Origin of the sequence: Micromonospora sp. AMSO12t (assembly GCF_008806585.1) — a bacterium.
Taxonomy (GTDB): Bacteria; Actinomycetota; Actinomycetes; order Mycobacteriales; family Micromonosporaceae; genus Micromonospora; species Micromonospora reichwaldensis.
In genome coordinates, this window is sequence record NZ_WAAS01000014.1 from 1 (window position 1) to 25,515 (window position 25,515).

The window sequence follows — 25,515 nt, forward strand, 5'->3', positions numbered from 1 at the left end:
TCGGGTCACGTCGATCGACGGTTCGGGCGTGACCGGTTGGGGAAAGTGACTCCGGCGGGACGATGAGGGGCAGGACACGGCGGCTGCTTGCGACCCGGAGACCAACGCGGGGACAGGGGGCCGGGACGTGGATTCCAAGCAGCGCGTGGCAGCCCCACTGGGCGACCGGGACGACCGGGACGCCGCAGGACCAGCGGGCGCCGGGGCGTCCGTTGACGACCTCTTCGCCGGCGACGACCCGACCAGCGTCGCGCACCGGGCCACCGACTGGGCCGCCACCGCCCTGGGCCCGGTGGAGACCTGGCCGTCGGAGCTGTGCGCGGCGGTGCGCACGGTGTTGCCGTCGAAGATCCCGATGCTGCTGTGGTGGGGCACCGAGCTGGTGCAGATCTTCAACCACGCGTACACCCCGGTGCTCGGGGACAAGTACCCGGCCGCGATCGGTCAGCCGGGCGCGCGGTGCTGGGCGGAGGTCTGGGACGAACTGGGCCCGCTCACCGACCACGTGCTCGCCGGCCGCGGCGCCACCTACGCGCAGAACCAACTGCTCCTGCTCAACCGGCACGGCTACCTCGAGGAGACGTACTGGACCTTCTCCTACAGCCCCGTACGCGCCGGGCACGGCCGGGTTCCCGGCGTCTTCGTGGCCACCACGGACGTCACGGCCCGGGTGCTGGGTGACCGGCGGCTTGAGACGCTGCGCGAGCTCGGCTCGATCTCGATCGCGGCGGCGGACACCACCCGCGACGCCGTCCGGGCGGCGGCCCGGGTCCTCACCGGCAGCCCGGCCGACCTGCCCGCCGCGATGATCTACCTACGTCCCGGGGGTGTCACGCCGGACGACGGCAGCCACCTCACCGGCCCCGGGCCGGGTGGCAGCCGGGAGTCCGACGACGAACTGGTCCTGGCCGCCTCGGTCGGCGTGGCCGACGACACCGCCGCGGGGACCGGGTGGCTGCCGCAGATCGACGAGGTGGCGCGCACCGGCCGCCCCGCGCGGGTCCGGGGAGTGGCCCTGCCCGGCGACCCCCGCGCCGGGGCCGGGGAGGTCGTCGGGGTGCCCGTGGACGAGGTCGTGGTGCTGCCCCTGCTGGCCACCGGGCAGACCCACCCGGCCGGCGTGCTGGTCGTCGGCATCAGCCCCTTCCGCGACCTGGACGAGGCGTACCGGGGCTTCCTCGACCTGGTGGCCAACCGGGTCTCGACGGCGCTGGGCGACGTGCTGGCGTACGAGGCACAACGGCGTCGCGCCGCGACGCTGGCCGAGCTGGACGCGGCGAAGACGGAGTTCTTCACCGACGTCAGCCACGAGCTGCGCACCCCGCTGACGCTGATCGCCGGACCGGTCCGGGAGAGCCTCGCCGACCGGCACGAGCCGCTTCCTGCGGGCCAGCGCGAGCGCCTGGAGCTGGTGCACCGCAACACCGGCCGGCTGCGCAAGCTGGTCGACGACATGCTCGACTTCGCCCGCCTGGAGGGCGGCCGGCTGGACCCCGAACGGGTGGAGACCGACCTGCCGGCACTCACCGCCGGGGTCGCCGAGTCGTTCGCGTACGCGATGCGCCAGGCCGAGCTGAGCTACCGCGTCGACGTCGAGGCGCTGCCACGCACCGCGTACGTGGACCGCGACATGTGGGAGAAGGTGGTCGTCAACCTGCTCTCCAACGCCCTGAAGTACACCCTGGCCGGCGCGGTGCGGCTGCGGCTGCGGGGCGACGACGCGCACGTCACGCTGACCGTCGACGACACCGGCGTCGGCGTCCCCGCCGACCAGCAGCCGCTGCTGTTCCACCGCTTCCACCGCGTACGCGGCGCCGGCGGCCGGTCGCACGAGGGCACCGGTATCGGGTTGGCGCTGGTGCAGGAGATGGTCCACCTGCACGGCGGCGAGGTCAGCGTGCGCTCGGTCGAGGGCGAGGGCTCGACGTTCACCGTCCGCCTGCCGTACGGCCGGCCCACCGCCACGGCCACGCGCCGCGAGCGGGCCCACGAGACGTACGTCGCCGAGGCCCTGCACTGGCTGCCGGAGGCCGCGCCCACCCGGGCGGACGCCACCGACGACGACGCCCGGGACGCCGCGACGGTGCTGGTGGTGGACGACAACGCCGACCTGCGCGCGTTCCTCGCGAGCCTGCTCGCACCCCACCACCGGGTGGTCGTCGCGGCCGACGGCCAAGAGGCGCTCGACCGGATCGCCGAGCGGGTGCCCGATCTGGTGCTGACCGACGTGATGATGCCCCGCCTGGACGGCTTCGGGCTGGTCCGGGCGCTGCGCGCCGACCGGCGTACCGCCGGGCTGCCGATCATCGTGCTCTCCGCCCGCGCCGGTGGGGAGGCCGCGGTGGAGGGGTTGCGGACCGGGGCCGACGACTACCTGGCCAAGCCCTTCTCGTCGGAGGAGCTGCTGGCCCGGGTCGGCGCGCACCTGGAGCTGGCCCGGTTGCGCAACGAGGAGGCAACCTGGCGGGCGGCCCTGATCGAGTCGTTGCAGGACGCGTTCGCCGTGGTCGACGCCGACGGCGCGCTGGTCGAGGCGAACGAGGCGTTCTGCCGCCTGGTCGGCACCGCCCAGCTGGCGGCGCCGGTCGCGCCGCCGCACCCGTGGTGGCCGGAGGCCGACGCCGCGCCCGCCGACCGGCGCCTGCTGATCGACGTGCTGCGCACCGCACGGGGCTCCGGCCGGGGCCGGGTCACCCTGCCGCTGCGGCACGCCGACGGGCACCGGATCTGGGCCGAGGCGGTCTACAACTCGCTGCGGGAGCCGCGTACCGGCCGCCGCCTCTGGGTCGCCACCCTGCGCGACGTGACCGCCGACGTCCGCGCCGCCGCCCGGCAGTCCGCCCTGGCCGCGCTCTCCGGCCGGCTCGCCCGCGCCACCGACGTGGCCGAGGTGCTCGACGCCGGCCTGTCCGAGCTGTGCACCCTGCTGGACGGCACCCGCGGCCTGGCGGTCTGCGCCGACGCCGCCGGCACGCCGTTGGTGGTGACCCAGGGCCTGACGTTGACCCCGCAGGTGCAGCGGGCGCTCGACGGGCTGCCCACCGAGGGCGAGCCGCAGCTGGTCGTCGACGACGCGGGCCGGGTGACCGCGCTCGGGGCACGTGTCGAGCCGGGCGGGGCACCCGGCGGGGTGTGGCTGGAGCTGGACCCGCCCCGGTCGGTGCAGACGGTGGACCTGCCGCTCGTACGACAGCTCTGCGCGGCGCTGGCCCAGGCGCTGGTTCGCGCACGGGCCTTCGAGACGCAGCGGACGGTGGCCCTGGCCATGCAGCGGGCGATGCTCGGCCCGGTCGACCTGCCGGCCGGGTTCGCGACCCGCTACCAGCCGGCGGTGGCGCCGCTCGAGGTGGGCGGCGACTGGTACGACGTGGTCCAGCTTCCCGGCGACCTCGTCGGCGTGGTGGTGGGCGACGTGGTGGGGCGGGGCCTGCCCGCCGCCACCGTGATGGGGCAGCTGCGCAGCGCCTCGCGTGCCCTGCTCCTGCAGGCCAAGAGCCCCGCCGAGGTGCTGTCCGCGCTGGACGACTTCGCCCGGATGGTGCCCGGCGGCGCCTGCACCACCGTCTTCTGCGCCATCATCGACCGCTCGCTGGGCGTGCTCCGCTACTCCTCGGCGGGCCACCCGCCGGGCATCCTGGTGCACCCGGACGGCTCCGCCGACCTGCTGACCCGCGCCGGCTCGGTGCCGCTGGCCAGCGTCGCGGTGCCCGGCCGGCCCGAGGCCGGGGCGCAGCTGCGACCCGGTTCGACGCTGCTGCTCTACACGGACGGGCTGATCGAGCGACGGCGGGAACTGATCGACGCCGGCATCTCCCGGGCGGTCGCCGCGCTCACCCAGGGCCGCGAACTGCCCGAGGGCGCGCTGGCCGACCGGATGGTCCGGGACCTGCTGCCCGACACCCGCAACGACGACGTGGCGGTGCTGGTCTACCGGCATCGGGAGCCGGCGGTCTTCGCTGCGGCGCTGACCGCCGACCCGGGGCAGCTCGCGCCGACGCGGGAGGCGCTGCGGGAGTGGCTGACCGGCCTCGGCATCGGCGAGACCGACGTCGACGCGGTGCTGATCGCGGCCGGCGAGGCGTGCGCCAACGCGATCGAGCACGGCTACCGCTTCGCCCCGGACGCGTCCGTCACCGTCCGGGGGCGGCTGCGCGCCGACCGGCTGGAGATGGTGGTCAGCGACACGGGCGGGTGGCGGGACGCGAGCCCCGACGACAGCGAGCGCGGCCGTGGCCGGCTGATCATGACTCGGTTGATGGACGAGGCCACCGTCGCCGGCAGCGCCGACGGCACCACCGTACGCCTGGTCAAGCGCGTCTCCGGCACCTGACGGGCTGCCACCCTGACCGGACGCCGCGGTGGCGTTCGGCCGAGGTTGCCGGCGTCGGGTGGGCGACGGCAGGGACCCCCGGAAGGGTGAAGATCGGCTATAAGTGGCGGATGGAGTTTCCCGCCTACCTGGCCACCATGCCGATGCACGCGATCACCGAGATCCACGGCGAGCCCGGCCTGCTGGCCCGGTTCCGGCTGGAGCTGCGCGCGTTCGACGAGGCCGCCCGGGAACGGCTCACCGAGGCCCTGGACCTGGCCGCCGAGTTGCACCGCGACGACCGGCGGGTACGCGAGCCCTACCTGAACCACCTGCTGCGGGTGGCGATCCGGATGATGCACCACTACCAGGTCCGCGACGTCGACGTGATCGTCGCCGGCCTGCTGCACGACGCGGTGGAGGACCACCCCGACGAGCTGGCCGCCGCGTCCGGAGGCGAACGTGCCGGGGCGCACGACGGCGAGGACGCCACCGCCGCCGCCCTGGCGGTGCTCGCGGAGCGGTTCGGGCCGCGGGTGGCCCGCCTGGTCGGCGCGGTCACCAATCCGGCGTACGACCCGGGGCGGGACAAGCACGTCCAGTACCGGGAGCACGTGGCGGCCAGCCTGGACCGGGAGCCGTGGGCGCGGGTCATCAAGATCTCCGACTTCACGGACAACGGGGTGGGCGTCATCCACACCGTCGGCCCGAAGGTGACCTCGTCGGCCCGCAAGTACCGGCCGCTCGTGCCGGTCTACCGCGACCTCGTCACCCGGCCGGACACTCCCCTGTCGGCGCCGGTGAAGGAGCACATCCTCGGTCAGCTCGACCTGGCCGAGGAACGCTTCAGCGCCATCCTCGACGAACCACCCCACCCGAACTGACGACGTCAGCCTCGTCGACTGACGCTCAACCCCGGCTATGGGTCAGGCCGCCTTGTAGACGGTGTCGAGGTGCCATTCCAGGAACTCCGCGTTCGGTCGGTCGGGCCGGCGATCTGGAACAGCGATCTGCTCGCCCGCCTTGGCATAGAACTGGTCACCGTTGCCGAACTCGCTGCGAAGCCGAGGGCTGACCACGAGTCGATACTTGGGATCCACGCCCAGGTAGCCCCTGTCGAAGAGGATGTGCACGTCCGACTTCAGGAGCAGGCCGTTGTCCAGGCGATGCTCACCACCCCTCGGCAACGGTCGGATGTGCGCGGCCTGCAACACCGGCTGGACCCTGTTGCCGGTGATCGCGCAGCGTCGGCCGTACGCCCCGAGCACCACGGCCTTGAACGACTGCTGGCCCAGCCGCTGTGGCACCAGCCGTGGATCTCCGTAGACCGGGCCGGGCCGATGCCAGGGTTCACTCAGGTCGAGTTCGACAGTCGTGCCGATCAGGCGATGGATCAGCAGTTCGAAGTAGTCGCCCCAGGTGGCGTCCGCAAGGTCGTACGTCTTGCCCTGCACCACATTCGACTTGAACTCCGGCGGCGGGCCGACGGTGGACTCGTCCGGGAAGAAGTTGGCGTCACGCACGAAGATGCAGCCGATGACGGGGTCCTCATCGGGTGCGATCGGCTGCCTGCGGTAGCGGCCGACGCTGCGGCGCATCTCGTCGATGCTCGCCGCGCCGTTGGCCTCCCCGAAAAGCTCCCATGCCTCCGAGATTCGCAGCTGAGTGAAGCCGCTGAAGAAGCCACCACCGATGACGCGGTTGAGAGGATGGTGGGCTTTGAAGAAGAACGGCTCGCCCGCTGTGAGCGCGCGGAAACCGCCGCCCGAAGGCCGCCAGAAGTTGACCTCGTTCAGCTCGGGACGGGCGGCCAGGAAGCGGTACCACTTCTCGTCCGTGACCCCCACGAAGGCCTTCACGCCGACAAGCGTGCCGTCACGTCGATCTCCACGCCACCCCCCGAACAGCCGACGCCTCCACAGGTGGCACAGCTCAGCTGTCTCAATCACTGTCGTGATCAGGTGATGGCCAACCGGGGCGTGGGGAGGGATTCCACCGGTTTCCCATCAAACGATCATGGTCGGCATAGCCGTGCCGAGACGGCCGCCCGATGCCCCTCATTCGACTTGAGTTCATCCCAGTCCGGCGTCGGGGCGTGGAGTCCTGCGGCGGTTCGCGAGGATGGCGAGGGTCTCGCGACGCACCTCGTCGGGCTCGTGCAGCAGCCGGCGGTGGCTGAAGCGGACCACGAGAACGCCCCGGGCCGCCAACAGTGCGTCGCGTCGCAGGTCGATCTCCCGTTCCCGCAGGTCGCCATGGGTCGTCGCGCCGTCCAGCTCGATGTCGACCAGCTCGGCCTCGGCGAACAGGTCGAGGTAGACCACCCGTCCGCCCAGCCGCGCCCGCACCTGTCGTCGGAACGCCGGCATTCCCGGCCCGACGAAGACGCGGTCGTGCCCCCAGATCTCCAACGGACTGCGACAGCCGGCGTCGAGCCGGTCCAGCAGAACTCGAAGTGCGGCACGATCCGCCAGCTTCGGCGCGGTCGCCAACGCTGCGGCGATCCGTCGCGGGGTGGTCAGCCGGTCGTTGACCGCCTTGATGATGGCCGCCGGCCGGTCCGCCGGATGCAGCAACGGCCAGGCGTCGACGAGCGTCCGATCCAACCGGGTGACCGGCTCGCCGTCGCGTACCAGCACATGAGGTGGCTCCGGGGCGAAGGACCGCCGATGGTGTACGACCAGGTGCGGTCCGCTGCGCAGCCCGGCACGGGTCGGCACATCCAGGTGTACCGGCTCGCCGGGCATCTGACGGCGCAGCTTCCACACCTCGAGTGCGGTGAGATGACTCAGCGCGCCACGCCCACCCGTGTAGGCCACGGCCGCCCGCCGGGCCAGGACCGGGGTGACCCGGGCCAGTGGAGGCGCGCTCCCCCTACCGTCGGCCAGGGCTGCGTCCACGTAGACCCCTGGCAGGACCCGGAGCAGGCGTCCGGAACGCGACGTGTCCTCCAGCACCCAGCGCGGGAGCACCTGCGAGGTGGCGTGTCGGGTGACGAGCCCGCCGTTGCGGTCGAGCGGCCCGCAGCACAGGGTTCACGCCGCCGACGGTGCCGGACACGGCCACCGCCCGCCATACGCCCACACGAGCGCTGTGGACAACGGCTCCGCTGTGGACGACCTCCACTCGCGTTCGGTGTTGTGCCAGACCACCGGTGATCGTTTGTCGCTCACCCGGAAGCCACCTATTAATGTGGCCGGCTGCAACTCACACGATCATGAGCCCAAGCACGGCATCCGCCGAGACACCGAAATCCGCCGGTCACCCGGGCCGGTTGACCCCGCACGAAGTGCGGACCCGCGAGTTCGCGCGCGCTGCGCTAGCCGCTGAAGAGCGTGGCGTCGGATCCCGGGGACTTCTCCGAGGCCTCGCATCGTTCGGTGGTTCCGGCCCTCGCCGCGGCCGGGTCATCCGCTACCCCAGCTGGCGCACCCGTCGGACGGCCTGGTCCCACCTCCAGAGATGTAGTCGGCGACGAGCGCTTGACCCTCGAGTGGGTCGAGCCCGCAGCCTGTGCGGCGAGAGCCCGGCGGCCGGCTGCCCGGCCCCACCGCGAGGAGCACAGTGGACACCGACGACGCCGACGACGTCATGACGCGCATCGGCCGCGCCCTGGACCTGGGTGCGGCGGGCGACCGTACCGCCGCACGCGCGGCCCTCACCGAGGTCTGGGAGCAGGTCGGCGACACCGGGGACGCGTTGCACCGCTGCACCATCGCGCACCACCTGGCCGACCTTCAGGATTCGGTCGCGGACGAGGTGGCGTGGGACCGCCGTGCGCTCGCCGCCGTCGCCGACCTCAGCGACGAGCGCGTCCAGCGCGACCACGCGTCGTTGCGGGTCCGCGCCCTGCTGCCGTCGCTGCACCTCAACCTCGCCGACGGGTACCGCCGTGCCGGCGACGTCGCCCGCGCCCGGGACCACCTGACGATCGCGGCGCCCCTCGTTGCCGAGCTGCCGGACGACGGGTACGGCACGATGATCCGCGAGGCGATCGCACGGGTAGGCGCACTGCTCGACGCCGGGTCCCGGGAAGCCCTCGCCGCACCGTGACAAGCTTCGCGCGCCCCCGTCAGCTCGGCACGTCGCGGCCGGCGGCCGGGGTCGCCACCGCCAGCCGTTCGGGCGGGGCGCTGCTGAACCTGAGGCCAGCGAGGGCCTCCTCGCTGACGTCAGGCAAGTAGACCGGTCAGCGGCATCGACCAAGGTGGCCCGCACCATGTGCCGGTCGAGATCGGGCCGCAGCCGGATCGAGGCATCGTCGTACCGCTGCGTCGGGTCGGCGATCTCGTCGAGAGGCTCACGACCCGACAGTTGGCCGCGCATGGTCATCCCCAACGCTCGACGGCGGCCAGTCGGTCACGCCTTCGTCTTGCGGCCCCGGTGGCTCTCGGCGGGCACCACGACGTGAGCGCCTCGTCGGTGAGGTGGAGCGGTTGGTGGTCTCGGCGAGGAAGCCGACGTAGATGTCCGCCGGCGAGGCGCCCCACTCGGGGTCGACCCACACGTGCTCCCAGTCGGCGCGCTCGGCCAGCCCGGAGTCCATGCACAACCGCGCGGCCAGGTGCGACACGTGTTCGTCGGCCGCCACCTTGCCGAAATCCTGGCCGAGCGCATACAGGTCGGCGACGGTGAGCACGTCGTCGCGACTCGACTCGTCGGCGAGCTGAGCGACGGCCAGGCGGGCGCGGCTGCCCGATTCGGCCTGTTCCCGCAGGTCGGACGAGAGCAGCTGCCGATCGATCACCGACGACCCTGGCCGTCCCGCCAACGGGACGAGGGTACCCGTCGAGCCTGTTCCCGTCGTCGACCCGCTACCTACGGCTCCCGCATCCAGAGCTTCGGGTCGTTGACGAAGACACCTTTGCCCTGGTGCCGCCAGATCACTCGCAGCGCTTCGAGCCGCACGTAGACCTGTTTGACGGTGGACGGGCTGACCTTGTACGTCGCAGCAAGCTGCGTGATTGAAGGCAGCTTGTCCCCCGGCTTGATCTTCTTCGCTCTGATATCGGCGACGAGCGCGTCGGCGATCCGGATGTAGTCGGCGATGATCGGCATGGCTCCCCCTGCGTGGCACGCCAATTCGATCACGCAATGACACCTCGCAACAACTCATCGTTTGACTCAGATGACTGGGACAGCTAAGTTGAAGACGCGCCTCTTCCCTTGCGTGGCAACAAGGAGCAGAGGCACCCCCTGGTCGGGGCCGAGTGTCCGTGCCCGTCCCGGCCCCGCCCGGCTGCTCTGCTGTCGTACCGCTGATCGGGCTGCGGCGGCCGAGCGGGCGGGTCGTCCGCGGCCCCCACGCGGACGACCCGCCCTTCCGGACCCACCGTGCGGAGCCTCCGCGCTCCCGCCTGCCCGCAGAGAGGATCGTCGTGGCTCAGGTGTACCGAGGTGCTCAGCCCCACCCCGCCGGCTACCCGGGCCGGTTGACGCCACACGAGGTGCGGACCCGCGAGTTCGCCGCGCGCCGGCGCGGTGTCGACCAGGTGGAGGTACGCGAGTTCCAGGCCCGGATCGCCGACGAGCTGGCCATGCTCAACGAGACGGTACGGCTGCTCACCCAGGAGAACGACCGGATCAGGCGGGCACTGCGCGACTGGCAGACCATGCACGCGCGGGAGTGCCGGCCGCCGGAGGAGCACCACCGCAACTCCGGCCGCTGGTGACCGCGCGCCCCTCCCCCGGTGATCTGCTCGTCGTCGACGGCCGGGCCTCGGTGCAGTTCGCCGGGGACCGTGCCCTGACCTTCCGCGTCGTCTCGGTCTCCGACCAACCGACGTACGCCGGCTGGATCTGGCTGACCGGCTACGTCCTGAACCGGCGCGGTGAGGCGACCGACAAGCGCGAGATATACGTCCAGCTCGACGGCCTGGTCCCATCGCCGGCCCGCCGACCCCGCAACGCCCTCGTGCCTTGCCGCGCGCGAACGACCCGGCAGCTCGGTCGGGTGTGCCCGACCGAGCTGCCCCCTCGTCCCTTGACGACAGTGCGCGTCGGCGCGCCCCCCGTCAGCTCGGGACGTCGCGGCGGCGGAAGCCGGCCGTCCCGGCCACCAGCAGCGCGGCTCCCACCCCCGTCAGCACGACCAGCGGCAGCGCCGCCGCCTCGACCGCCGGGGCCGACGGCACATGCGTGTACGGCGACAGGTTCAGCGCCGCCTGCGGCAGGTCGAGCACCGCGCCGAGCTGCCCGAGCAGCAGGAACACGATCAGTGCCGCCCAGGACAGCGCCACCGACCAGCGGGGCAGCAGGCCGAACAGCGCCGTGACCACCCCGGCGACCACCAGCAGGGCCGGCAGTCGCACCAGCGCCGCTCCGCCCAGCCCGACGGCCCGGCCGAGGGGGTCGCCGGCGACCAGGCCGTAGCCGAGGCCGGTGGTGAGCCCGCCCAGCAGCACCAGGGCGAGCGCGCCGAGCGTCGCCGCGGCCACTTGGGTGACGAGCCAGCGGGTACGGCTGACCGCCGTGGCCAGCACGGCCTCCAGCAGCCCGTCGGCCTCGTCGTTGCGTGTGCGTAGCAGCGCCTGCACGACGTACGCCCCGATGGTCAGCGCGAACAGTCCCAGCATCGCCGCCAGGTACGCGTCGATGAGTTTCGCGCCGCCGCCCATCGCGCTGATGGCCTCGGCGGCGGCCGGGTTCTCCTCGATCATGGCGTTGAACTCGTCGCCGGCAATGCCCATCGAGAACCCGAGCACCGCCACCCCGACCGCCCAGCCGAGCAGCGCGCCGCGCTGCAACCGCCAGGCCAGCCCGGCGGGGCTGAGCAGCCCGGGTGCGGCCGTGGCCGGCCCGCGCCGGGGCGCGACGAGCCCGGCGCCGATGTCCCGCCGCTCGGCGAGGGCGTAGGCCGCCGCCACCCCGGCGACCAGCAGCGCCACGGGCAGCGCCAGCGTCCACCAGCGTTCGCCGCCGAAGGCGCGGACCTGGTTGCCCCAGCCGAGCGGCGAGAGCCAGGACGGCCAGGCGCTGACCACCCGCAGCCCGCCGTCGGTCTGCTCGCCCAGCACGTCACCGGCCGCGCGGAGCAGGAAGGAGATCCCGACTGCGGCGGCGGCGAGCGCGTTGGCGCCCCGGGACGTGACGGACAGTTGGGCGGCGACGGCGGCGACACCGGTGAACGCCAGGCCGACGCCGCCGATGGCGGCGGCCGCGGCGACCGACCCGGCGAGCGGCAGGCCGGCGCCGGACAGTGCGGCGGCGAGCAGGGCGGTGGCGGCCCCGTTCGCGGCGGCGACCACCAGCAGCGCGGCGGTGAGCAGCGCGTACCGGCCGACGACGGAGGCGCCCAGCAGTTCCGCGCGGCCGGTCTCCTCGTTCTGCCGGGTGTGCCGGATGACCGCGAAGGTGCTCAGCAGCGCGGCGAGCAGGGCCAGCGTCACGTACGTCTCGGCGGTCACCACCGCGCCGAGGTCGGTGCCGGCGATCGGCCCGTTGAACGCGCGGGCGACCAGGCTGGACGCCGACGTGGTGGCGTAGCCGACCCGGGACGCCTCGTCCGGGTAGAACTCCTTGACGCTGCCGGCGAGGGCGTAGCCGAGCAGGGGCGTGCCGAGCACCCAGATCGCCAGCCGGAGCCGGTCGCGGCGCAGCACGAGGCGGGCGAGCCGCCCGGTGCCGGTGAACGCGCTCACCGGGCACCCGCCGGCCGGTCGGCGTCGGGGCGGTCACCGTCGGTCGAACCCGCCGCCGGGGCGGAGGTGCCAGCGGCGACGGCGGCGCGCTCGTCGCCGTAGTGACGCAGGAACAGCTCCTCCAGGGTGGGCGGGGCGCTGGTCAGCGCGCGTACGCCGAAGCGCACCAGATGCCCGAGCAACTCGTCGAGGTGGGCGGGCTCGACCTCCAGGTGGGTGCGACCGTCGACCTCGCGCACGTCGTGCACGCCGGGCAGGGCCGCCAGGCCGGTCGCCGGCCGCGCGGTCTCGACCGTCACGGCCGTACGGGTGAGGTGGCGCAGCTCGGTGAGGGTGCCAGACTCGACGGTGCGGCCCTCGCGGATGATGCTGACCCGGTCGCAGAGCGCCTCGACCTCGGCCAGCACGTGGCTGGAGAGCAGCACGGTGGCGCCGTCGCGCTTGAGTTGGCGGACCTCGTCCTGGAACACGGCCTCCATGAGTGGGTCGAGCCCGGAGGTCGGCTCGTCGAGCACGTAGAGCTCGACGGCCGAGGCGAAGGCGGCGACGATGGCGACCTTCTGCCGGTTGCCCTTGGAGTAGGTGCGGCACTTGCGCGTCGGGTCGAGGTCGAAGCGCTCCAGCAGCTCGTCGCGGCGGCGCCGGTCGAGGCCGCCGCGCAGCTGGCCGAAGAGGTCGATCGCCTCGCCGCCGGAGAGGTTCGGCCACAGGTTCACGTCGCCGGGCACGTACGCGAGCCGCCGGTGCAGGGCGACCGCGTCGCGCCACGGGTCGGCGTCGAAGACCCGCACGTCGCCCGCGTCGCGGCGCAGCAGGCCGAGCAGGACACGGATGGTGGTGGACTTGCCGGAGCCGTTGGGCCCGAGGAAGCCGTGCACCTCCCCCGCCGCGACCGTCAGGTCGAGCCCGTCGAGCGCGCGGACGCTGCCGAACGTCTTGACCAGGTTGCCGATGGAGATGACGGGCATGGGCCCTCCTGTCGCTGGCGGTGCCGACGACCACACTGTACTAACCGGCGGTCAGTCGAATCAACAGGGTTGCCTGCCATCGGTCAGACGCCGCTAGGCTTGCCGCCATGACCGCCGAGGCGCCCGACGACACGCGTACCCGGATCCTGCGCGCCGCGCTCGACCTGTTCGCCGAGCACGGCTACCAGCGCACCCCGCTGCGCCAGATCGCCGAGCGGCTGCGGCTGACCAAGGCCGCGATCCTCTACCACTTCCCGACCAAGGAGCACCTGCTCACCGCCCTGATCGAGCCGATGGTGGCCGATTTCGAGGCGCTGCTCGACGCAGCCGAGGAGGGGCCGGCCGAGCGGGCCCGGTGGACGGTGCTGGAAGGCTGGGTGGACATCATCCTGGGCCACCGCCGACCACTCGGCATGCTCTTCCACGACATCGCGCTCGTCGGCCGGGGCGACACCTACCACCGCCTGATACGGATCGCGATGCGCGCCAACGACCTGATCGCCGGGCCCGACGCGGGGCGCCGGGAGCGGGTTCGAGCGGTGCAGGCGGTCGCCGCGTGCAGCGATCCGGTCGTCTTCTTCGTCGACGTGCCGGACGCGGTGCTGCGGGCGGACATGCTGGACGGCGTGCGCCGGCTGCTCGGCGACCCGACCGGCTCCGGCTCCGACCAAGCCGGCGGCGCGGGCACGGCGGGCGGCTCCGACCAAGTTGGCGGGGCGGGCACGGCCGGCGGCGCGAGCACCCGCACGGCGGCGACCAGCGGCGGCACAGGCACGGCGGCCGACGGCGGTGGCGGTGGCGGTGCGGGCACCCCGGCGGCCGGCGGCGCGGCGAGGGGCCGGCGCCGGCCCGGCCGACCACGGGCGATGAGCCCGGAGCAGGTCGAGGCGGCCCGGCGGATGCACACCGGGGGCGACCACTCGGCGGACGAGATCGCCGCCGCGCTCGGGGTCTCGCGGGCCACCGTCTACCGCCACCTCGACCCGGCCGCCGCGAAATAATGAGACTGTTTCTGCGACAGTTTTGAGAACGGGGCCGGCCCGTCAGGTGTCGAAGTCCAAGGTCGTCCGCACGGCTGCTCGACAACGCATGAGCTGATCCACCCGGGCCGCTCCGAACCAGATTTCGGGAGTGCCGTCTTCGGCGGACGAGAAGCGATCAGCAGGAGGCACCCTCATCCGAGGGTGCCTCCACTGCGTTGATTCGGTGCTGGGCGGTACCGGGATCCAGAGACGTCTCTCAGCGGGGAGCGCTGCCGAAGGCGCTGGAGAGGTACGCCCGGGAGTCGGCGATGGCGCCCTCGATGATCCGGGCCGCCTCGCGGGCCTCCTCGGGCCGGTGCCCGGCCTGCACCTGAAGCCGGAACCGGGACGAGCCGGTCGGAGTCACCGGGAACTCGACCATGAATGCCAGCACCCCCCGGTCGAAGAGCAGGCGGTTCGCCGTCCGCGCCAGCTTCTCGTTGCCGATCAGTAGCGGCACGATCGGTGACGGCTCACCCATGCAGGTCAGACCCCGGCCGGTCAGCTCGTCGCGCAGGGCGTGGATCGCGGTGAAGAGCCGGGCCCGCAGCACGTCCCCCTCGGCCGACCGGATGATCCTGGTGGCCTCCCGCACCACCGCGGTCTGCACCGGCGACAGCGCGTTGGAGAAGAAGTGCGAGCCGCCGAACATCTTGATGTACTGCTTCAACGCCGGCGAGTGGGAAGCCACGAAGCCACCGTTGGAGCAGAACGTCTTGGAAAAGGCGCCCATCACGATGTCGACGCTGCCGAGCAGATCCTGCATCCCCAGCACACCCGTGCCGCCGGGCCCCATCGAGCCGAGGTCGTGCGCCACGTCGACCAGCAGCGTGGCGTCGTGTTCCCGGCAGACGCGTTGCAGGGTGACGAGGTCCGGCCAGTCCGCGTCCACCGAGAAGAGCCCATCGGTGACCACCAGGATGCCGTTGCGGGTGTCCGTGGCCCGAATCTCGGTCAGGTGCCGGCGTACCGCCTCGACGTTGAGGTGCTCGTAGCGGACCACGTTCCGGGTGGCCGCCCGTGCCCCCTGCTGAAGGCAGGAGTGGGCCAGCCGGTCGATCAGGATGTGGTCGGACTGCCGGACCAGACCGACGACCGCGCCGAAGCCGGCCGCCCAGCCGGTCGGAAAGAGCGTCACGTGGTCGAGCCCGACCAGGTCGCCGAGGGCAGCCTCCAGATCGTCGGAGATGCGGGTGTTGCCGAGCACCATCGGCGAGCCGGCGCTGTGCGGCCCGTAGTCGTGCATCGCCTTGGCCGCCGCCTCCCGGATCGCCGGGTGGGTGTTGAACGACAGGTAGTCCTGCGAGTTGAAGTTGATGCCGCGGGCCCGCCGGCCCAGGTCGTTGGTGATCTGGGCGACGCTGTCCGGTGCCGCCTCCAGCACCCGCGAGTACTGCCACGTCTCCGTGCGTCGACGGGCCTGCACCCAGCCGTAGAAGTCCCCGGTGCGGGTCAGCAGGTTGCGGCCGGCGGGCCGGTAGAAGTCGTACGCGTTCTTGTCCAGGGCGTACTCCTCGTCGGGGTCGACGGGGTTGCGCAGGTGGGCCGGCTCCCACATCTCGGTGAGGTCGGCGACCACCTGGGCCAGCTCGTCGTCGGCGCCTTCGAGCGACGCGAGGTCGTCCCACGGGATGTGGGTGGCCCAGTTACGGGTCATCTCGGAGACCTCGGTCGCGGTACGCGCCATGGTCTCGAAGTCCCGGCAGTGTGCCGCCTTGAGGATGATTCCGATCAGTTCGCCGTCTTCACGCTGGTCCAGCTCGGTGGTCACGGTGTCGTCTCCCTGGTGGATCATCAGGCGAAGAGGTTCTGCTGGTAGCTGCGGGAGGTCTCCGCGAAGTCCTCGAAGACCGCGTGGTCTGCGGAGGACTCCTTCGCGGCATCGTTGAGCAGGAAGAGGTTGGAGGCCTGGAAGAACTCCGACACCGGCGCGACGTCGGCGTGGGTGGCGATGAACCGGTCGGTCTCCTGCTGGTTGCCCCGCAACGCGACGAACAGTTGCAACTCGTCGTGCCGGTACGGACGCATCTCGGCGAGGGTGCAGACGTAGTCGTGGTAGGCGGCGGCGTTCTGGCTCCGGCGGCGGTCCCCGTAGGCGGTCATCGCCTCGTCGATCGACGCGTCACCGCGGAGCCACCGGTCGAGGGCGGCGCTGACCAGCTCGGCGTCGCGGAAGGCGTGGGTGATGCCGATGGCGGTGCACTGGTCCTTGGCCGACTCGGCGTCACCGACGAGCACCCACCCGGGCCCGTGCAGTGGCCGGAGAAAGGCCGACTGGTCCAGGGTGCCGTAGATGCGTTCCTCCCTGGTCCCCTTGCTGCGCACCACGTCGCCCAGCTCCGGACTGACGAAGTCCAACGCCTTTTGGTAATTGCCCGGCACGTCACCGCGAAACTCCCGCGACCACTCACTCGGCCCCCAGACCAGGACCATGTTCTGGTCGAAGTTGGTCGGCGCCACCGCGCAGGCCAACCGGCCGCGCCGGTGCAGTTGTGCCGGGCCCAGGTCGAAGCCGGACCAGTAGCTCCAGTAGGCGAACGTGCAGCGGGGCCGCTCGTCGTACTTCGGCAACGCGAGGGTGCGGGCGACGAACGAGTTCCGGCCGTCGGCACCGACCACGATCCGGGCCCGCTCTTCGACCAGCTCTCCGTCGACCGCACGCCCCCGGACACCGACGACCTGCCCGTTCTCGACGATCAGCTCACGAACGGTGAAGTTGGTCCGCACCTCGGCGCCGGCCTTGGCGGCCGCACCGACCAGGATCTCGTCGAGCACCCGGCGCCGCACGGACGCATAGCTCTGCACCACGCCCGAGTCGTCGCCGTGCAGGTCCCGGAAGTACTCGCGCAGCAGTTCGGTCGGCACCGAGCCGGTCAGCGAGATGCCGTCGTTGACCACCTCGACCGTGGTGTGCGCCGGAGTGACCGCCAGGACCTCGTCGAGCAGTCCCCACCGGTTCAGGTAGGACATCCCGTGCGGCCAGAGGAAGTGCGTCGAGATGACGTCGCTGGGAAACGAGGAGCGGTCCACCACGAGCACCCGGTGTCCACGCTGGGCGAGCAACAGGGCGGTGGACGCACCCGAACAGCGGGCGCCGATGACGATCGCGTCGTACAACTGAATCGATCCTTCGTTGATGTGGCGGTGGCGGCGCAGGTAGCGGCGGCGGAAAACCCACCCAAGAGCGGCCCCGGGGTCCGCGGATCGCGCAGGTCACCCGGGTTGCGTGCGGCGTCGGCCACCGTTGCCGGTGGCTGCCTCTGCCACACCCACCGATCGAGTCGGCAGGCCCGGCGGAGAGCGTAGCGTATGTCCACAGTGGATCGAAACCGCTCGGAGTGGGCGTGCGAGGTCACTTCAGTGGACTGGCGCCGCGAACAAATCGAGCGGCTCACGGCGGCTGAGGACGCGCGGCGGGCCGGGCTTGGCCCTCCCAGCCGGGTCGCCTGAAGAGCGGAAACTCCGGTATAACGAGCATGCTGTTCCGCTGGCCGGCATCGCCCCCTCGGAGTGCCCATGACGACGCAGTTGCGTGACCGTCTCGACGACATACTTCGAGCTGGCCAGGTCGGCGGTCTGCACACCGTCGCGGCGGTTCGCGGTGGTCACACCGTGCTGGAGTACTACGGGGCTGGTGAGGACTTCGCCTGGGGCGACTCGCTGGGCGTCGTCGAGTTCGGGCCCGGGGTCCTGCACGACATCCGGTCCGTCACCAAGAGCGTGACCGTCCTGTTGTACGGCATCGCGCTCGGCGAAGGGCTGGTCCCGCCGCCGGCGGAGCCGCTCCTGCACCGGTTCCCGCAGTACCCCGACCTGGCGGCCGACCCCTGGCGCGCCCGGCTCACCGTCGAGCACGCACTGACGATGTCGTTGGGCGTGGAATGGTGCGAAGATCTCCCGTACAACAGCCCGGCCAACGCCGAGATCGCGATGGAGCTGGCGCCGGACCGGTACCGGTACGTCCTGGAGCGGCCGATCCTCGAGCCGCCCGGCACCCGGTGGACCTACTGCGGCGGTGCCACGGCTCTGCTCGGCCGGCTGATCGCCGACGGCACCGGGCAGTCGCTGCCGCAGTACGCGCAGGCCGTGCTGTTCGGGCCGCTGGGCATCGGCAGCTTCGACTGGATGACCGGCGCGGACGCAGTGGCCTCCGCCGCGTCCGGGCTGCGACTCACGCCCCGCGACCTGGCCCGGATCGGCGAGCTGGTGCTGGCCGAGGGAACCTGGGACGGTCAGCGGATCGTCCCCGCCGACTGGATCCACACGATGCTCCAGCCACGCCTGCAGACCAGCTGGGGCGCGCGGTACGGCTACCAGTGGTACATCGATTCCATCGAGGGCCATCGGCTGGTGGCGGGCATGGGCAACGGCGGCCAACGCCTGTTCGTCCTGCCCGACCTGGACCTCGCCGTGGCCATCACCGCCGGCAACTACGACGACCCCGACCAGTGGCGGACCCCGCTCACGGTGCTGGAACGGGTCATCCTTCCCGCACTGGCCTGACGGCGCCGCGCCCGCCGGTCAGCCATCGGCAGGGCACACCTCTGGCGTGCCCAGGAGTCCGGACCCTGACACGTCAGGCGGCCAGGGTGGCGTAGCGGCCGGCGCGCTCCAGCAGACCGTCGTGGCTGCCGGACTCGACGATCCGGCCGTGGTCGAGCACCGCGATCCGGTCCGCGTTGCGCACCGTGGAGAGCCGGTGCGCGATGGTGATGGTGGTACGCCCCCGGGCCACCTCGTCGAACGCCCGCTGCACGGCGCGCTCGGTCTCGGTGTCCAGCGCGCTGGTGGCCTCGTCGAGGATCAGGATGCGCGGGTCGCGCAGCAGCGTACGGGCGATCGCGAGACGCTGCTTCTCGCCGCCGGAGAAGCGGTGTCCCCGCGAGCCGACCATGGTGTCGTAGCCGTCGGGCAGACCGGCGATCAGGTCGTGGATCTGGGCGGCGCGGGCGGCGGCCTCGATCTCGGCGTCGGTGGCGTCCGGGCGGGCGTAGCGCAGGTTCTCCCGCACGGTGGTGTGCAGCAGGTACGTCTCCTGGCTGACCACGCCGACGATCGCGGCCAGATCGGCCAGGCGCAGGTCGCGCAGGTCCACGCCGTCGACGGTGATCCGGCCGCTCGTCGGGTCGTGCAGGCGGCTGATCAGCGCGGCCAGGGTGCTCTTGCCGGAGCCGGTCTCGCCGACCAGCGCCAGGCCGCTGCCGGCCGGCACGTCGAGGGTGATCCCGGCGACGGCGGCGGTGTCGCTGCCCGGGTAGCGGAAGGTGACGTCGCTCAGGCGCAGCTCGCCCCGGATCCGGCGCGGGTCGACGTCGACCGGCTCGGCGGGGTCGTCCACCTCGACCGGCAGGTCCAGGTACTCGAAGATCCGGGCGAACAGCGCCAACGAGGCGGTCACGGAGACGCCGACGTTGAGCAGGCCCATCAGGGGGCGGAACAGCCCGCCCTGCAACGCGGTGAAGGCGACCAGGGTGCCGATGCTGAGCGTGCCGGCGGCGCCGGGCAGCCCGGCGCTGAGGTAGATGACCGCCGGGATGGCGGCGAAGACGACGCTCATGGTGGCCATCCGCCAGCGGCCGGCGAGTTCGGAGCGCAGTTCCAGGTCGACCAGGCGGTCCGACGAGGCGGCGAAGCGGGCGGCCAGGGCGGGGCCGGTGCCCAGCGTCTTGGCCAGGTGCACGCCGCTGACGGACAGCCCCTCCTCGACGGTGACGTTGAGGTCGGCGAGTTCGCGCTGGCGCTGCGCGGTGATCTCGCGGCGCAGGTGGGCGACGCGTCGGGTCAGCCAGATGGCCGGCGGCAGCACGACGAGCGAGACCAGCGAGAGCCGCCAGGAGAGCGCGACCATCGCCGCCGCCGTGGCGACGACGGTGGTCAGGTTGGCCGCGATCGAGGTGGCGGTCGAGGTGACCACGCTCTGCATGCCGCCGATGTCGTTGGTGATGCGGGACTGCACCTCGCCGGTGCGGGTGCGGGTGAAGAACGCCAGGGACTGCCGTTGCAGGTGGGTGAAGACGTCGGTGCGCAGCCGGTGCATGACCTGCTGGCCGACCCGGGTGGAGATCCAGGTCTGGAGCACGCCGAGCACCGAGGTCACGGCGGCGACGGCGACCATGCCGGCCACCAGCCAGGCCAGCAGCGGCAGGTCGCGCTCGGGCAGGGCCCGGTCGATCACGGCGCGGAGCAGGAAGGGCGAGGCCATGGCGAGCACCGAGGAGACCACGATGATCGCGGTGACGGTGGCGAGCGCCGCCCGGTGTCGGGCGAACAGGACGCCGATGCGCCGCAGGGACACCTGGCGGGCCTGCGCCTTCTCGGCGGCGCTGACCTTGCGGGGGCCGCGGTCGCGGCCGGAGGGGACGGGTTCCAAGGGATACTTCCTCACGTCGGATATGCTGAGGTTACCTCAACATGAGGGAGCAACAGCTTCCGCTGCTACGGTATTCCCCGTGACGGCAGACACCGACAGCACCGAGGACGGCCTGGCCGAGGCGTTCCGGGCGGTGACCCGGCGGCTGCGCCACCGCACCGGCGAGGCGCTCGCGCCCTGGGACGTGACGCCCGGCCAGTCCCGGGCCCTCGGCGTGCTGATCCGGCACGGCGCGTTGCGGCTCAGCGCGCTCGCCGAGCACCTGCGCATCGCCCCGCGCTCCGCCACCGAGGTCGTGGACGACCTCGAGACGCGGGGGCTCGTGCGGCGCCGGCCCGATCCGGCGGACCGGCGTGCCACCCTGGTCGCGCCGACCGAGGAGGGCACGCGCGCCGGCGCCGCCATCCACGCCGCCCGCCGGGCCGCCGCCGAGGAACTGTTCGGCCGCCTCGCACCCACCGACCGCGAACAGCTCGCCCGCATCCTGCGTACGCTGCGCGACTGACCGCCCGCCCACCGCCCGGCGCCGTCCCCGCGCCCCTGCCCGGCCTCCGCCCGGTCACGCCCTGGCGGGCGCCGGGCGGAGGCCGGGCAGCGCCGGGGTTTGCCGCCCCCGGCGGCGGGTAGCCCAGCCACCCGTCCTGCCGACGGGACCGGGTCCCCCCGAGCGGGCGGCCCGGCACACCTGCGACGCCGACAGGAGTGATCACGGTGGGTCGGATGCCCGGCAAGCCCGGTGACCGCTGACGATGTGCGGCATCAGTGGCGAGGCGAGGTTCGACGGATCGACGCCGGACGCCGGCGCGGTGACCCGGATGACCGAGGCGATGCGTTCCCGGGGCCCTGACGGGGAGGGCCTCTTCGACGACGGCTGGGTGGTCCTCGGGCACCGTCGGCTCACCATCATCGACCTCACCGAGGCCGGCTCCCAGCCGATGGTCCGCGACGACCTGGGACTGGCGCTGGTCTTCAACGGCTGCGTCTACAACTATCCCCAGCTACGCGAGGAGCTTCGCGGCGCCGGGCACACGTTCCACTCCACCAGCGACACCGAGGTCGTCCTGGTGGCGTACGCGCAGTGGGGCGAGCAGTTCGTCGACCACCTGGTCGGCATGTTCGCCGTCGTGCTGGTGGACCGCCGGCGGCGCCGGCTCGTGCTGGCCCGCGACCGGCTCGGCATCAAGCCCCTCTACCTCGCCGAGTCACCCGGCCGGCTGCGGTTCGCCTCCACCCTGCCGGCGCTGCTGCGCGCCGGCGACGTGGACACCTCGATCGACCCGGTGGCGCTGCACCACTACCTCTCCTGGCACTCCATCGTCCCGGCGCCCCGCACCGTCCTGCGCGGCATCCGCAAGCTACCCCCGGCCACCGTGCGCGTCGTCGAGGCCGACGGGCGCAGCCGCCAGCACGTCTACTGGCGGCCCGACTACGCCCGGGACCCCGCCCACACCGGCATGGACGCCGGGGACTGGCGGGCCGCCGTCGGGGAGGCGCTGCGCGAAGCGGTACGGCGGCGGCTCGTCGCCGACGTCCCCGTCGGCGTGCTGCTCTCCGGCGGCCTGGACTCCAGCATGATCGTGGCGCTGCTGGCCGAGGCCGGGCAGCAGCATCTGCAGACCTTCAGCATCGGCTTCGACAGCCGCGGCGGCGAGGCCGGCGACGAGTTCCACTACTCCGACCTGGTCGCCCGCACGTTCGGTACCGACCACCACCGCATCCGGCTCGCCGACGGCGACCTGGTCCCGGCGGTACGGCGGACCGTGCACGCGATGACCGAGCCGATGGGCAGCCACGACGTGGTCGCCTTCCACCTGCTCTCCGAGCAGGTCGCCCAACACGTCAAGGTGGCCCAGTCCGGCCAGGGCGCCGACGAGGTCTTCGCCGGCTACGGCTACCACCAGCCCCTCACGCGGGTGCTCCGCGACGACGCGGCGGCCACCTTCGCCGACGCGTTCTTCGACCGGGACCACGCTGAGCTGAGCCGGGTGGTGGACCCGGCGTACGCCTGCGACCGCGACGCCAGCCGCGAGCTGCTCGCGGCGGACCTGGCCGCGCCGGGCGCGCAGACGGCGCTGGACGCGGTGCTGCGCCTGGACACCCACCTGATGCTCCCCGACGACCCGGTCAAGCGGGTGGACAGCATGAGCATGGCCTGGGGGCTGGAGGTGCGCACCCCGTTCCTGGACCAGGACCTGGTGTCGCTGGCTGCGGCCTGCCCACCCGAGCACAAGGTGGCCGACGGCGGCAAGGGCGTGCTCAAGGAGGTGGCTCGCCAGGTGCTGCCCGCCGAGGTGGTCGACCGGCCGAAGGGCTACTTCCCGGTGCCGGCGCTGCGCAACGTCGACGGGCCGGTGCGGCAACTCGTCGCCGAGGCCCTCGCCGCGCCCGCCGCCCGCGAGCGCGGCCTGTTCCGCCGCGAGTACGTCGCCGAGCTGCTCGCCGAGCCGGACCGGGCGCAGGCCGCCGCCGGCAGCAACAAGCTGTGGCAGCTCGGCCTGCTGGAACTCTGGCTCCAGTCCCACGACGTCCGCTGACCGCCTCCCGTCCGACGCCCGCACCCCGGTCGCCGGGCTGTGGCGACGCCGTCGAGCCCACGAGTGGAACACCACGGGTCCCTCCACCGCCAGGTGAGACCCGTGGTGTTCCACCGGCCAGCTGACGCCACCGGCCAGCTGCCGCCACCGGCCCGCGGCTCGCCGCCGGGCGGGACGGGTCAGACGGCGCGGGGTCAGACAGCGCGGGGCCAGGCGGCGCGCGGGTCAGGCGGCGCGGGTCTCGGCGGCCAGGTGGTCCAGGACGGCGCGCACGTCGTCGCCGGTGCGGGCCATGACCCGGCGCTGCCGGGTGGCGCCGTTGCCATCGCGCCGCAGCCGGACCAGCTGGTCGCGTACGTAGTCGAGGTCGCCGTGGCGGGCCAGGGCCGGCGCGACCGTGTCGACGAGCTCGCCGACCAGGTCCCAGGCGGGACGGGCGACGCCGGCGCGCAGGTCGATCAGGTCACCCTCCAGCCCGTCGTGCGCAGCCCGCCAGTGCGCGGCGGAGACCAGGCAGTCCCGGATCCGTCGGGCGGGGACCCCGGCGCGGGCGTCGTCGGCCATCGTCGCGACGAGTGCGCGGACCAGCCCGGCGACCAGCACGGTGTCGTCCACCGCCGGGCAGACGTCGCCCACCCGCACCTCCACCGTGGGGTACGCGGCCGACGGGCGCGCGTACCAGTAGACCATTGCCGCGTCGAGCATGATCCCGGCGTCGATCAGCTCCGCCACCGTCGCGTCGTAGTCGGCGACCGACTCGAAGTGCGGGGTCGGCCCGATGCTGGGCCAGCGTTCCAGCTGCATGGAGCGCCAACTGGCGTGCCCGGTGTCGCGTCCGTCGTGCAGCGGCGAGTTGGCGGTGATCGCCTGTACCACCGGCAGCCAGGGGCGCAGGTGGTTGCAGACCTGGATGGCCAGTTCGCGGTCGGGCATCCCGACGTGCACGTGGCAGCCGCAGACGGCGGGGTCGTGCGCCACCGGCCCGAACCGGCGGGACATGGCGTGGTAGCGCGGTTTGTCCGGCACCGTCCGGTGCGGCTCGTGCACGGGCGTGGCACCGACCGCGACGAGCCGCGCCCCGGCGGCCTCGGCCGCGTCGCCGACGGAGCGGCGCAGCGCCACCAGGTGCGCGCGCAGCTCGGCCAGGTCGGCGGTGACCGGCGTGACCATCTCCACCATGCTGTGCCGGAACTCCTGCCGGCTCTGGTCCCGCGCGCTGCCGGACAGGGCGGTGAGCACCCGGTCGGCGACCGGCAGGCTCTCCCCGGTCTGCGGGTCGAGCAGGAGGTACTCCTCCTCGACCCCGAGCGTCAGCGTGGTCTGGTCGGAAGCGGTGGCAAGTGCCGGACGGTACGTCATGGGCGCTCGCGTCCGTTCGTCGGGCGACGCGCCGGGCGCCGCGCTGCCGGACGACCCGAATTCCCGGCCCACTGCCTGGGCAAACGCCTGGGGCTAGGGCGTCATCCACCCGTCAGCACCGAGGTCGCCCGGCTGTCCAGGAAGGCGCGTTCGGCCGCGTTGTCCGTCCGCTCGGCGGCCGTCCGGTACGCCCGCGCCGCCTCCCCCGCCCGGCCGAGCCGCCGCAGCAGGTCCGCCCGGACGGCGTGGAACACGTGGTACCCGGCCAGGTCGAGCCGCTCGACGGCCGTCAGCCCCGCTGCCGGCCCGGCCACCTCGGCGAGCGCGACGGCCCGGTTCAACGCCACCACCGGCCCCGGGGCGCACGCGGTGAGCTGGTCGTACAGCCGGAGGATCTGCGCCCAGTCGGTGTCGGCGGCGTCGGGCGCGTCGCTGTGCACGGCGGCGATCGCGGCCTGGATCTGGTACGGCCCCGGCCGGTCGCGGCGCAGGCAGCGGCGCACCAGGGCCTGCCCCTCGCCGACGAGCCCGGCGTCCCACCGACGGCGGTCCTGCTCGGGCAGCGGCACCAGCGCGCCGTCGGCCGTGGTGCGGGCGGGGCGGCGCGCCTCGGTGAGCAACATCAGCGCCAGCAGCCCCAGCGCCTCGGGCTCGTCCGGCATGAGCCGCACCAGCAGCCGGCCGAGCCGGATCGCCTCGGCGCACAGGTCGTCGCGGACCAGCCGGTCGCCGGAGCTGGCGGTGTGCCCCTCGGTGAAGATCAGGTAGAGCACGGCCAGCACGGCCGGGAGCCGGTCCGGCAGGTCGGCGTCGCCGGGCACCCGGTACGGGATCCCGGCGTCGCGGATCTTGGCCTTGGCCCGGACGATCCGCTGTGCCATGGTCGCCTCCGGCACCAGGAACGCCCGGGCGATCTCGGCGGTGCCCAGCCCGCCCAGCAGCCGCAGGGTCAGCGCGACCCGGGCGGCGGGGCCGAGCGCCGGATGGCAGCAGGTGAAGATCAGGCGGAGCCGGTCGTCGCGCACGGGTCCCTCCTCGGCCGGTACGTCGCGGACGTGCAGCAGGGCGGCCTGGGCGTGCCGGTCGGCGCGGGAGGCCTCCCGCCGCAGCCGGTCGACGGCCCGGTTCCGGGCGGTGGTGATGATCCAGCCGGCCGGGCTGGGCGGCGGCCCGGTCTCGGGCCACCGCGCCACCGCCACCGTGAACGCCTCCTGCACCGTCTCCTCGGCGAGGTCGATGTCGCCGAGGAGGCGGACCAGGACGGCGACCGCGCGGCCGTACTCCGCGCGGAACACCGCCTCCACGTCGGGCAT

At 73.1% G+C, this 25,515-nt stretch carries 19 protein-coding genes; 8 read left to right on the top strand and 11 right to left on the bottom strand.

Features of this window, described 5'->3' with window-relative positions:
• Nucleotides 1–145 precede the first annotated feature (145 nt).
• Together F6X68_RS03655 and F6X68_RS03660 are read left to right on the top strand one after the other, a co-directional pair.
• Entirely contained in the window at nucleotides 146–4,330 is a 4,185-nt protein-coding gene (locus F6X68_RS03655) for a SpoIIE family protein phosphatase (protein WP_151452914.1), read from the top strand.
• Between the two features lie 110 nt (nucleotides 4,331–4,440).
• The gene (locus F6X68_RS03660) at nucleotides 4,441–5,193 is read left to right on the top strand and encodes an HD domain-containing protein (RefSeq protein WP_151452915.1); all 753 of its coding nucleotides are present in this window, start codon (nucleotides 4,441–4,443) and stop codon (nucleotides 5,191–5,193) included.
• Between the two features lie 42 nt (nucleotides 5,194–5,235).
• On the opposite strand, the gene F6X68_RS03665 is transcribed toward F6X68_RS03660, so the two are convergent.
• A complete protein-coding gene (locus F6X68_RS03665; RefSeq protein ID WP_151452916.1) occupies nucleotides 5,236–6,168 on the bottom strand; it encodes an HNH endonuclease in 933 nt (310 codons plus the stop codon).
• A gap of 213 nt (nucleotides 6,169–6,381) precedes the next feature.
• Nucleotides 6,382–7,209 (bottom strand): DUF559 domain-containing protein, encoded by an 828-nt coding sequence (locus tag F6X68_RS03670; protein WP_225851951.1) that lies wholly within the window; start codon nucleotides 7,207–7,209, stop codon nucleotides 6,382–6,384.
• A 691-nt stretch (nucleotides 7,210–7,900) separates the two neighbouring features.
• Here F6X68_RS03670 and F6X68_RS03675 point away from each other — a divergent pair.
• Nucleotides 7,901–8,362, top strand: a complete 462-nt coding sequence (locus F6X68_RS03675; protein WP_151452951.1) for a hypothetical protein — start codon at nucleotides 7,901–7,903, stop codon at nucleotides 8,360–8,362.
• 247 nt (nucleotides 8,363–8,609) lie between these two features.
• Here F6X68_RS03675 and F6X68_RS03680 read toward each other — a convergent pair whose 3' ends face one another.
• Both F6X68_RS03680 and F6X68_RS03685 read right to left on the bottom strand, forming a co-directional pair.
• Nucleotides 8,610–9,056 (bottom strand): hypothetical protein, encoded by a 447-nt coding sequence (locus F6X68_RS03680; RefSeq protein ID WP_151452918.1) that lies wholly within the window; start codon nucleotides 9,054–9,056, stop codon nucleotides 8,610–8,612.
• Between the two features lie 71 nt (nucleotides 9,057–9,127).
• Nucleotides 9,128–9,367, bottom strand: coding sequence for a winged helix-turn-helix domain-containing protein (locus F6X68_RS03685; protein ID WP_151452952.1), 240 nt, complete (start codon nucleotides 9,365–9,367; stop codon nucleotides 9,128–9,130).
• Between the two features lie 374 nt (nucleotides 9,368–9,741).
• Between F6X68_RS03685 and F6X68_RS03690 the strand changes: the two genes are divergently transcribed.
• Complete coding sequence (locus tag F6X68_RS03690) at nucleotides 9,742–9,981, top strand: DivIVA domain-containing protein (RefSeq protein WP_225851952.1); 240 nt, start codon at nucleotides 9,742–9,744, stop codon at nucleotides 9,979–9,981.
• A gap of 342 nt (nucleotides 9,982–10,323) precedes the next feature.
• Here F6X68_RS03690 and F6X68_RS03700 read toward each other — a convergent pair whose 3' ends face one another.
• The gene (locus F6X68_RS03700; protein WP_151452919.1) at nucleotides 10,324–11,949 is read right to left on the bottom strand and encodes an ABC transporter permease; all 1,626 of its coding nucleotides are present in this window, start codon (nucleotides 11,947–11,949) and stop codon (nucleotides 10,324–10,326) included.
• A complete protein-coding gene (locus F6X68_RS03705) occupies nucleotides 11,946–12,917 on the bottom strand; it encodes an ABC transporter ATP-binding protein (RefSeq protein WP_151452920.1) in 972 nt (323 codons plus the stop codon). Before F6X68_RS03705 ends, F6X68_RS03700 begins: the two co-directional genes overlap by 4 nt.
• Before the next feature lie 107 nt (nucleotides 12,918–13,024).
• Between F6X68_RS03705 and F6X68_RS03710 the strand changes: the two genes are divergently transcribed.
• Nucleotides 13,025–13,918, top strand: a complete 894-nt coding sequence (locus F6X68_RS03710; RefSeq protein ID WP_151452921.1) for a TetR family transcriptional regulator — start codon at nucleotides 13,025–13,027, stop codon at nucleotides 13,916–13,918.
• A gap of 238 nt (nucleotides 13,919–14,156) precedes the next feature.
• On the opposite strand, the gene F6X68_RS03715 is transcribed toward F6X68_RS03710, so the two are convergent.
• Entirely contained in the window at nucleotides 14,157–15,710 is a 1,554-nt protein-coding gene (locus tag F6X68_RS03715; protein WP_225851953.1) for an aminotransferase class I/II-fold pyridoxal phosphate-dependent enzyme, read from the bottom strand.
• A gap of 23 nt (nucleotides 15,711–15,733) precedes the next feature.
• Nucleotides 15,734–17,062, bottom strand: coding sequence for an NAD(P)/FAD-dependent oxidoreductase (locus F6X68_RS03720; RefSeq protein ID WP_151452923.1), 1,329 nt, complete (start codon nucleotides 17,060–17,062; stop codon nucleotides 15,734–15,736).
• A gap of 393 nt (nucleotides 17,063–17,455) precedes the next feature.
• Between F6X68_RS03720 and F6X68_RS03725 the strand changes: the two genes are divergently transcribed.
• Entirely contained in the window at nucleotides 17,456–18,442 is a 987-nt protein-coding gene (locus tag F6X68_RS03725) for a serine hydrolase (RefSeq protein ID WP_151452924.1), read from the top strand.
• A gap of 73 nt (nucleotides 18,443–18,515) precedes the next feature.
• On the opposite strand, the gene F6X68_RS03730 is transcribed toward F6X68_RS03725, so the two are convergent.
• A complete protein-coding gene (locus tag F6X68_RS03730) occupies nucleotides 18,516–20,309 on the bottom strand; it encodes an ABC transporter ATP-binding protein (RefSeq protein ID WP_151452954.1) in 1,794 nt (597 codons plus the stop codon).
• 79 nt (nucleotides 20,310–20,388) lie between these two features.
• Here F6X68_RS03730 and F6X68_RS03735 point away from each other — a divergent pair, with 79 nt between their 5' ends.
• Together F6X68_RS03735 and F6X68_RS03740 are read left to right on the top strand one after the other, a co-directional pair.
• Nucleotides 20,389–20,814 carry a MarR family winged helix-turn-helix transcriptional regulator gene (locus tag F6X68_RS03735; RefSeq protein ID WP_225851954.1) on the top strand — a complete coding sequence of 142 codons (426 nt, stop codon included), beginning with the start codon at nucleotides 20,389–20,391 and terminating at the stop codon, nucleotides 20,812–20,814.
• A gap of 244 nt (nucleotides 20,815–21,058) precedes the next feature.
• Complete coding sequence (locus F6X68_RS03740; RefSeq protein ID WP_151452926.1) at nucleotides 21,059–22,843, top strand: N-acetylglutaminylglutamine amidotransferase; 1,785 nt, start codon at nucleotides 21,059–21,061, stop codon at nucleotides 22,841–22,843.
• A 225-nt stretch (nucleotides 22,844–23,068) separates the two neighbouring features.
• Here the strand turns inward: F6X68_RS03740 and F6X68_RS03745 are convergent, their stop codons facing one another.
• Together F6X68_RS03745 and F6X68_RS03750 are read right to left on the bottom strand one after the other, a co-directional pair.
• The gene (locus F6X68_RS03745; RefSeq protein ID WP_151452927.1) at nucleotides 23,069–24,202 is read right to left on the bottom strand and encodes a glutamate--cysteine ligase; all 1,134 of its coding nucleotides are present in this window, start codon (nucleotides 24,200–24,202) and stop codon (nucleotides 23,069–23,071) included.
• A 101-nt stretch (nucleotides 24,203–24,303) separates the two neighbouring features.
• Complete coding sequence (locus F6X68_RS03750; protein WP_151452928.1) at nucleotides 24,304–25,515, bottom strand: RNA polymerase sigma factor; 1,212 nt, start codon at nucleotides 25,513–25,515, stop codon at nucleotides 24,304–24,306.

Coding starts and splice junctions, on each gene's coding strand:
- F6X68_RS03705 (WP_151452920.1), bottom strand. CDS start 12,917: ATGCCCGTCATCTCCATCGGCAACCTGGTCAAGACGTTCGGCAGCGTC.
- F6X68_RS03685 (WP_151452952.1), bottom strand. CDS start 9,367: ATGCCGATCATCGCCGACTACATCCGGATCGCCGACGCGCTCGTCGCC.
- F6X68_RS03725 (WP_151452924.1), top strand. CDS start 17,456: ATGACGACGCAGTTGCGTGACCGTCTCGACGACATACTTCGAGCTGGC.
- F6X68_RS03745 (WP_151452927.1), bottom strand. CDS start 24,202: ATGACGTACCGTCCGGCACTTGCCACCGCTTCCGACCAGACCACGCTG.
- F6X68_RS03710 (WP_151452921.1), top strand. CDS start 13,025: ATGACCGCCGAGGCGCCCGACGACACGCGTACCCGGATCCTGCGCGCC.
- F6X68_RS03675 (WP_151452951.1), top strand. CDS start 7,901: ATGACGCGCATCGGCCGCGCCCTGGACCTGGGTGCGGCGGGCGACCGT.
- F6X68_RS03750 (WP_151452928.1), bottom strand. CDS start 25,515: ATGCCCGACGTGGAGGCGGTGTTCCGCGCGGAGTACGGCCGCGCGGTC.
- F6X68_RS03660 (WP_151452915.1), top strand. CDS start 4,441: ATGGAGTTTCCCGCCTACCTGGCCACCATGCCGATGCACGCGATCACC.
- F6X68_RS03740 (WP_151452926.1), top strand. CDS start 21,059: ATGTGCGGCATCAGTGGCGAGGCGAGGTTCGACGGATCGACGCCGGAC.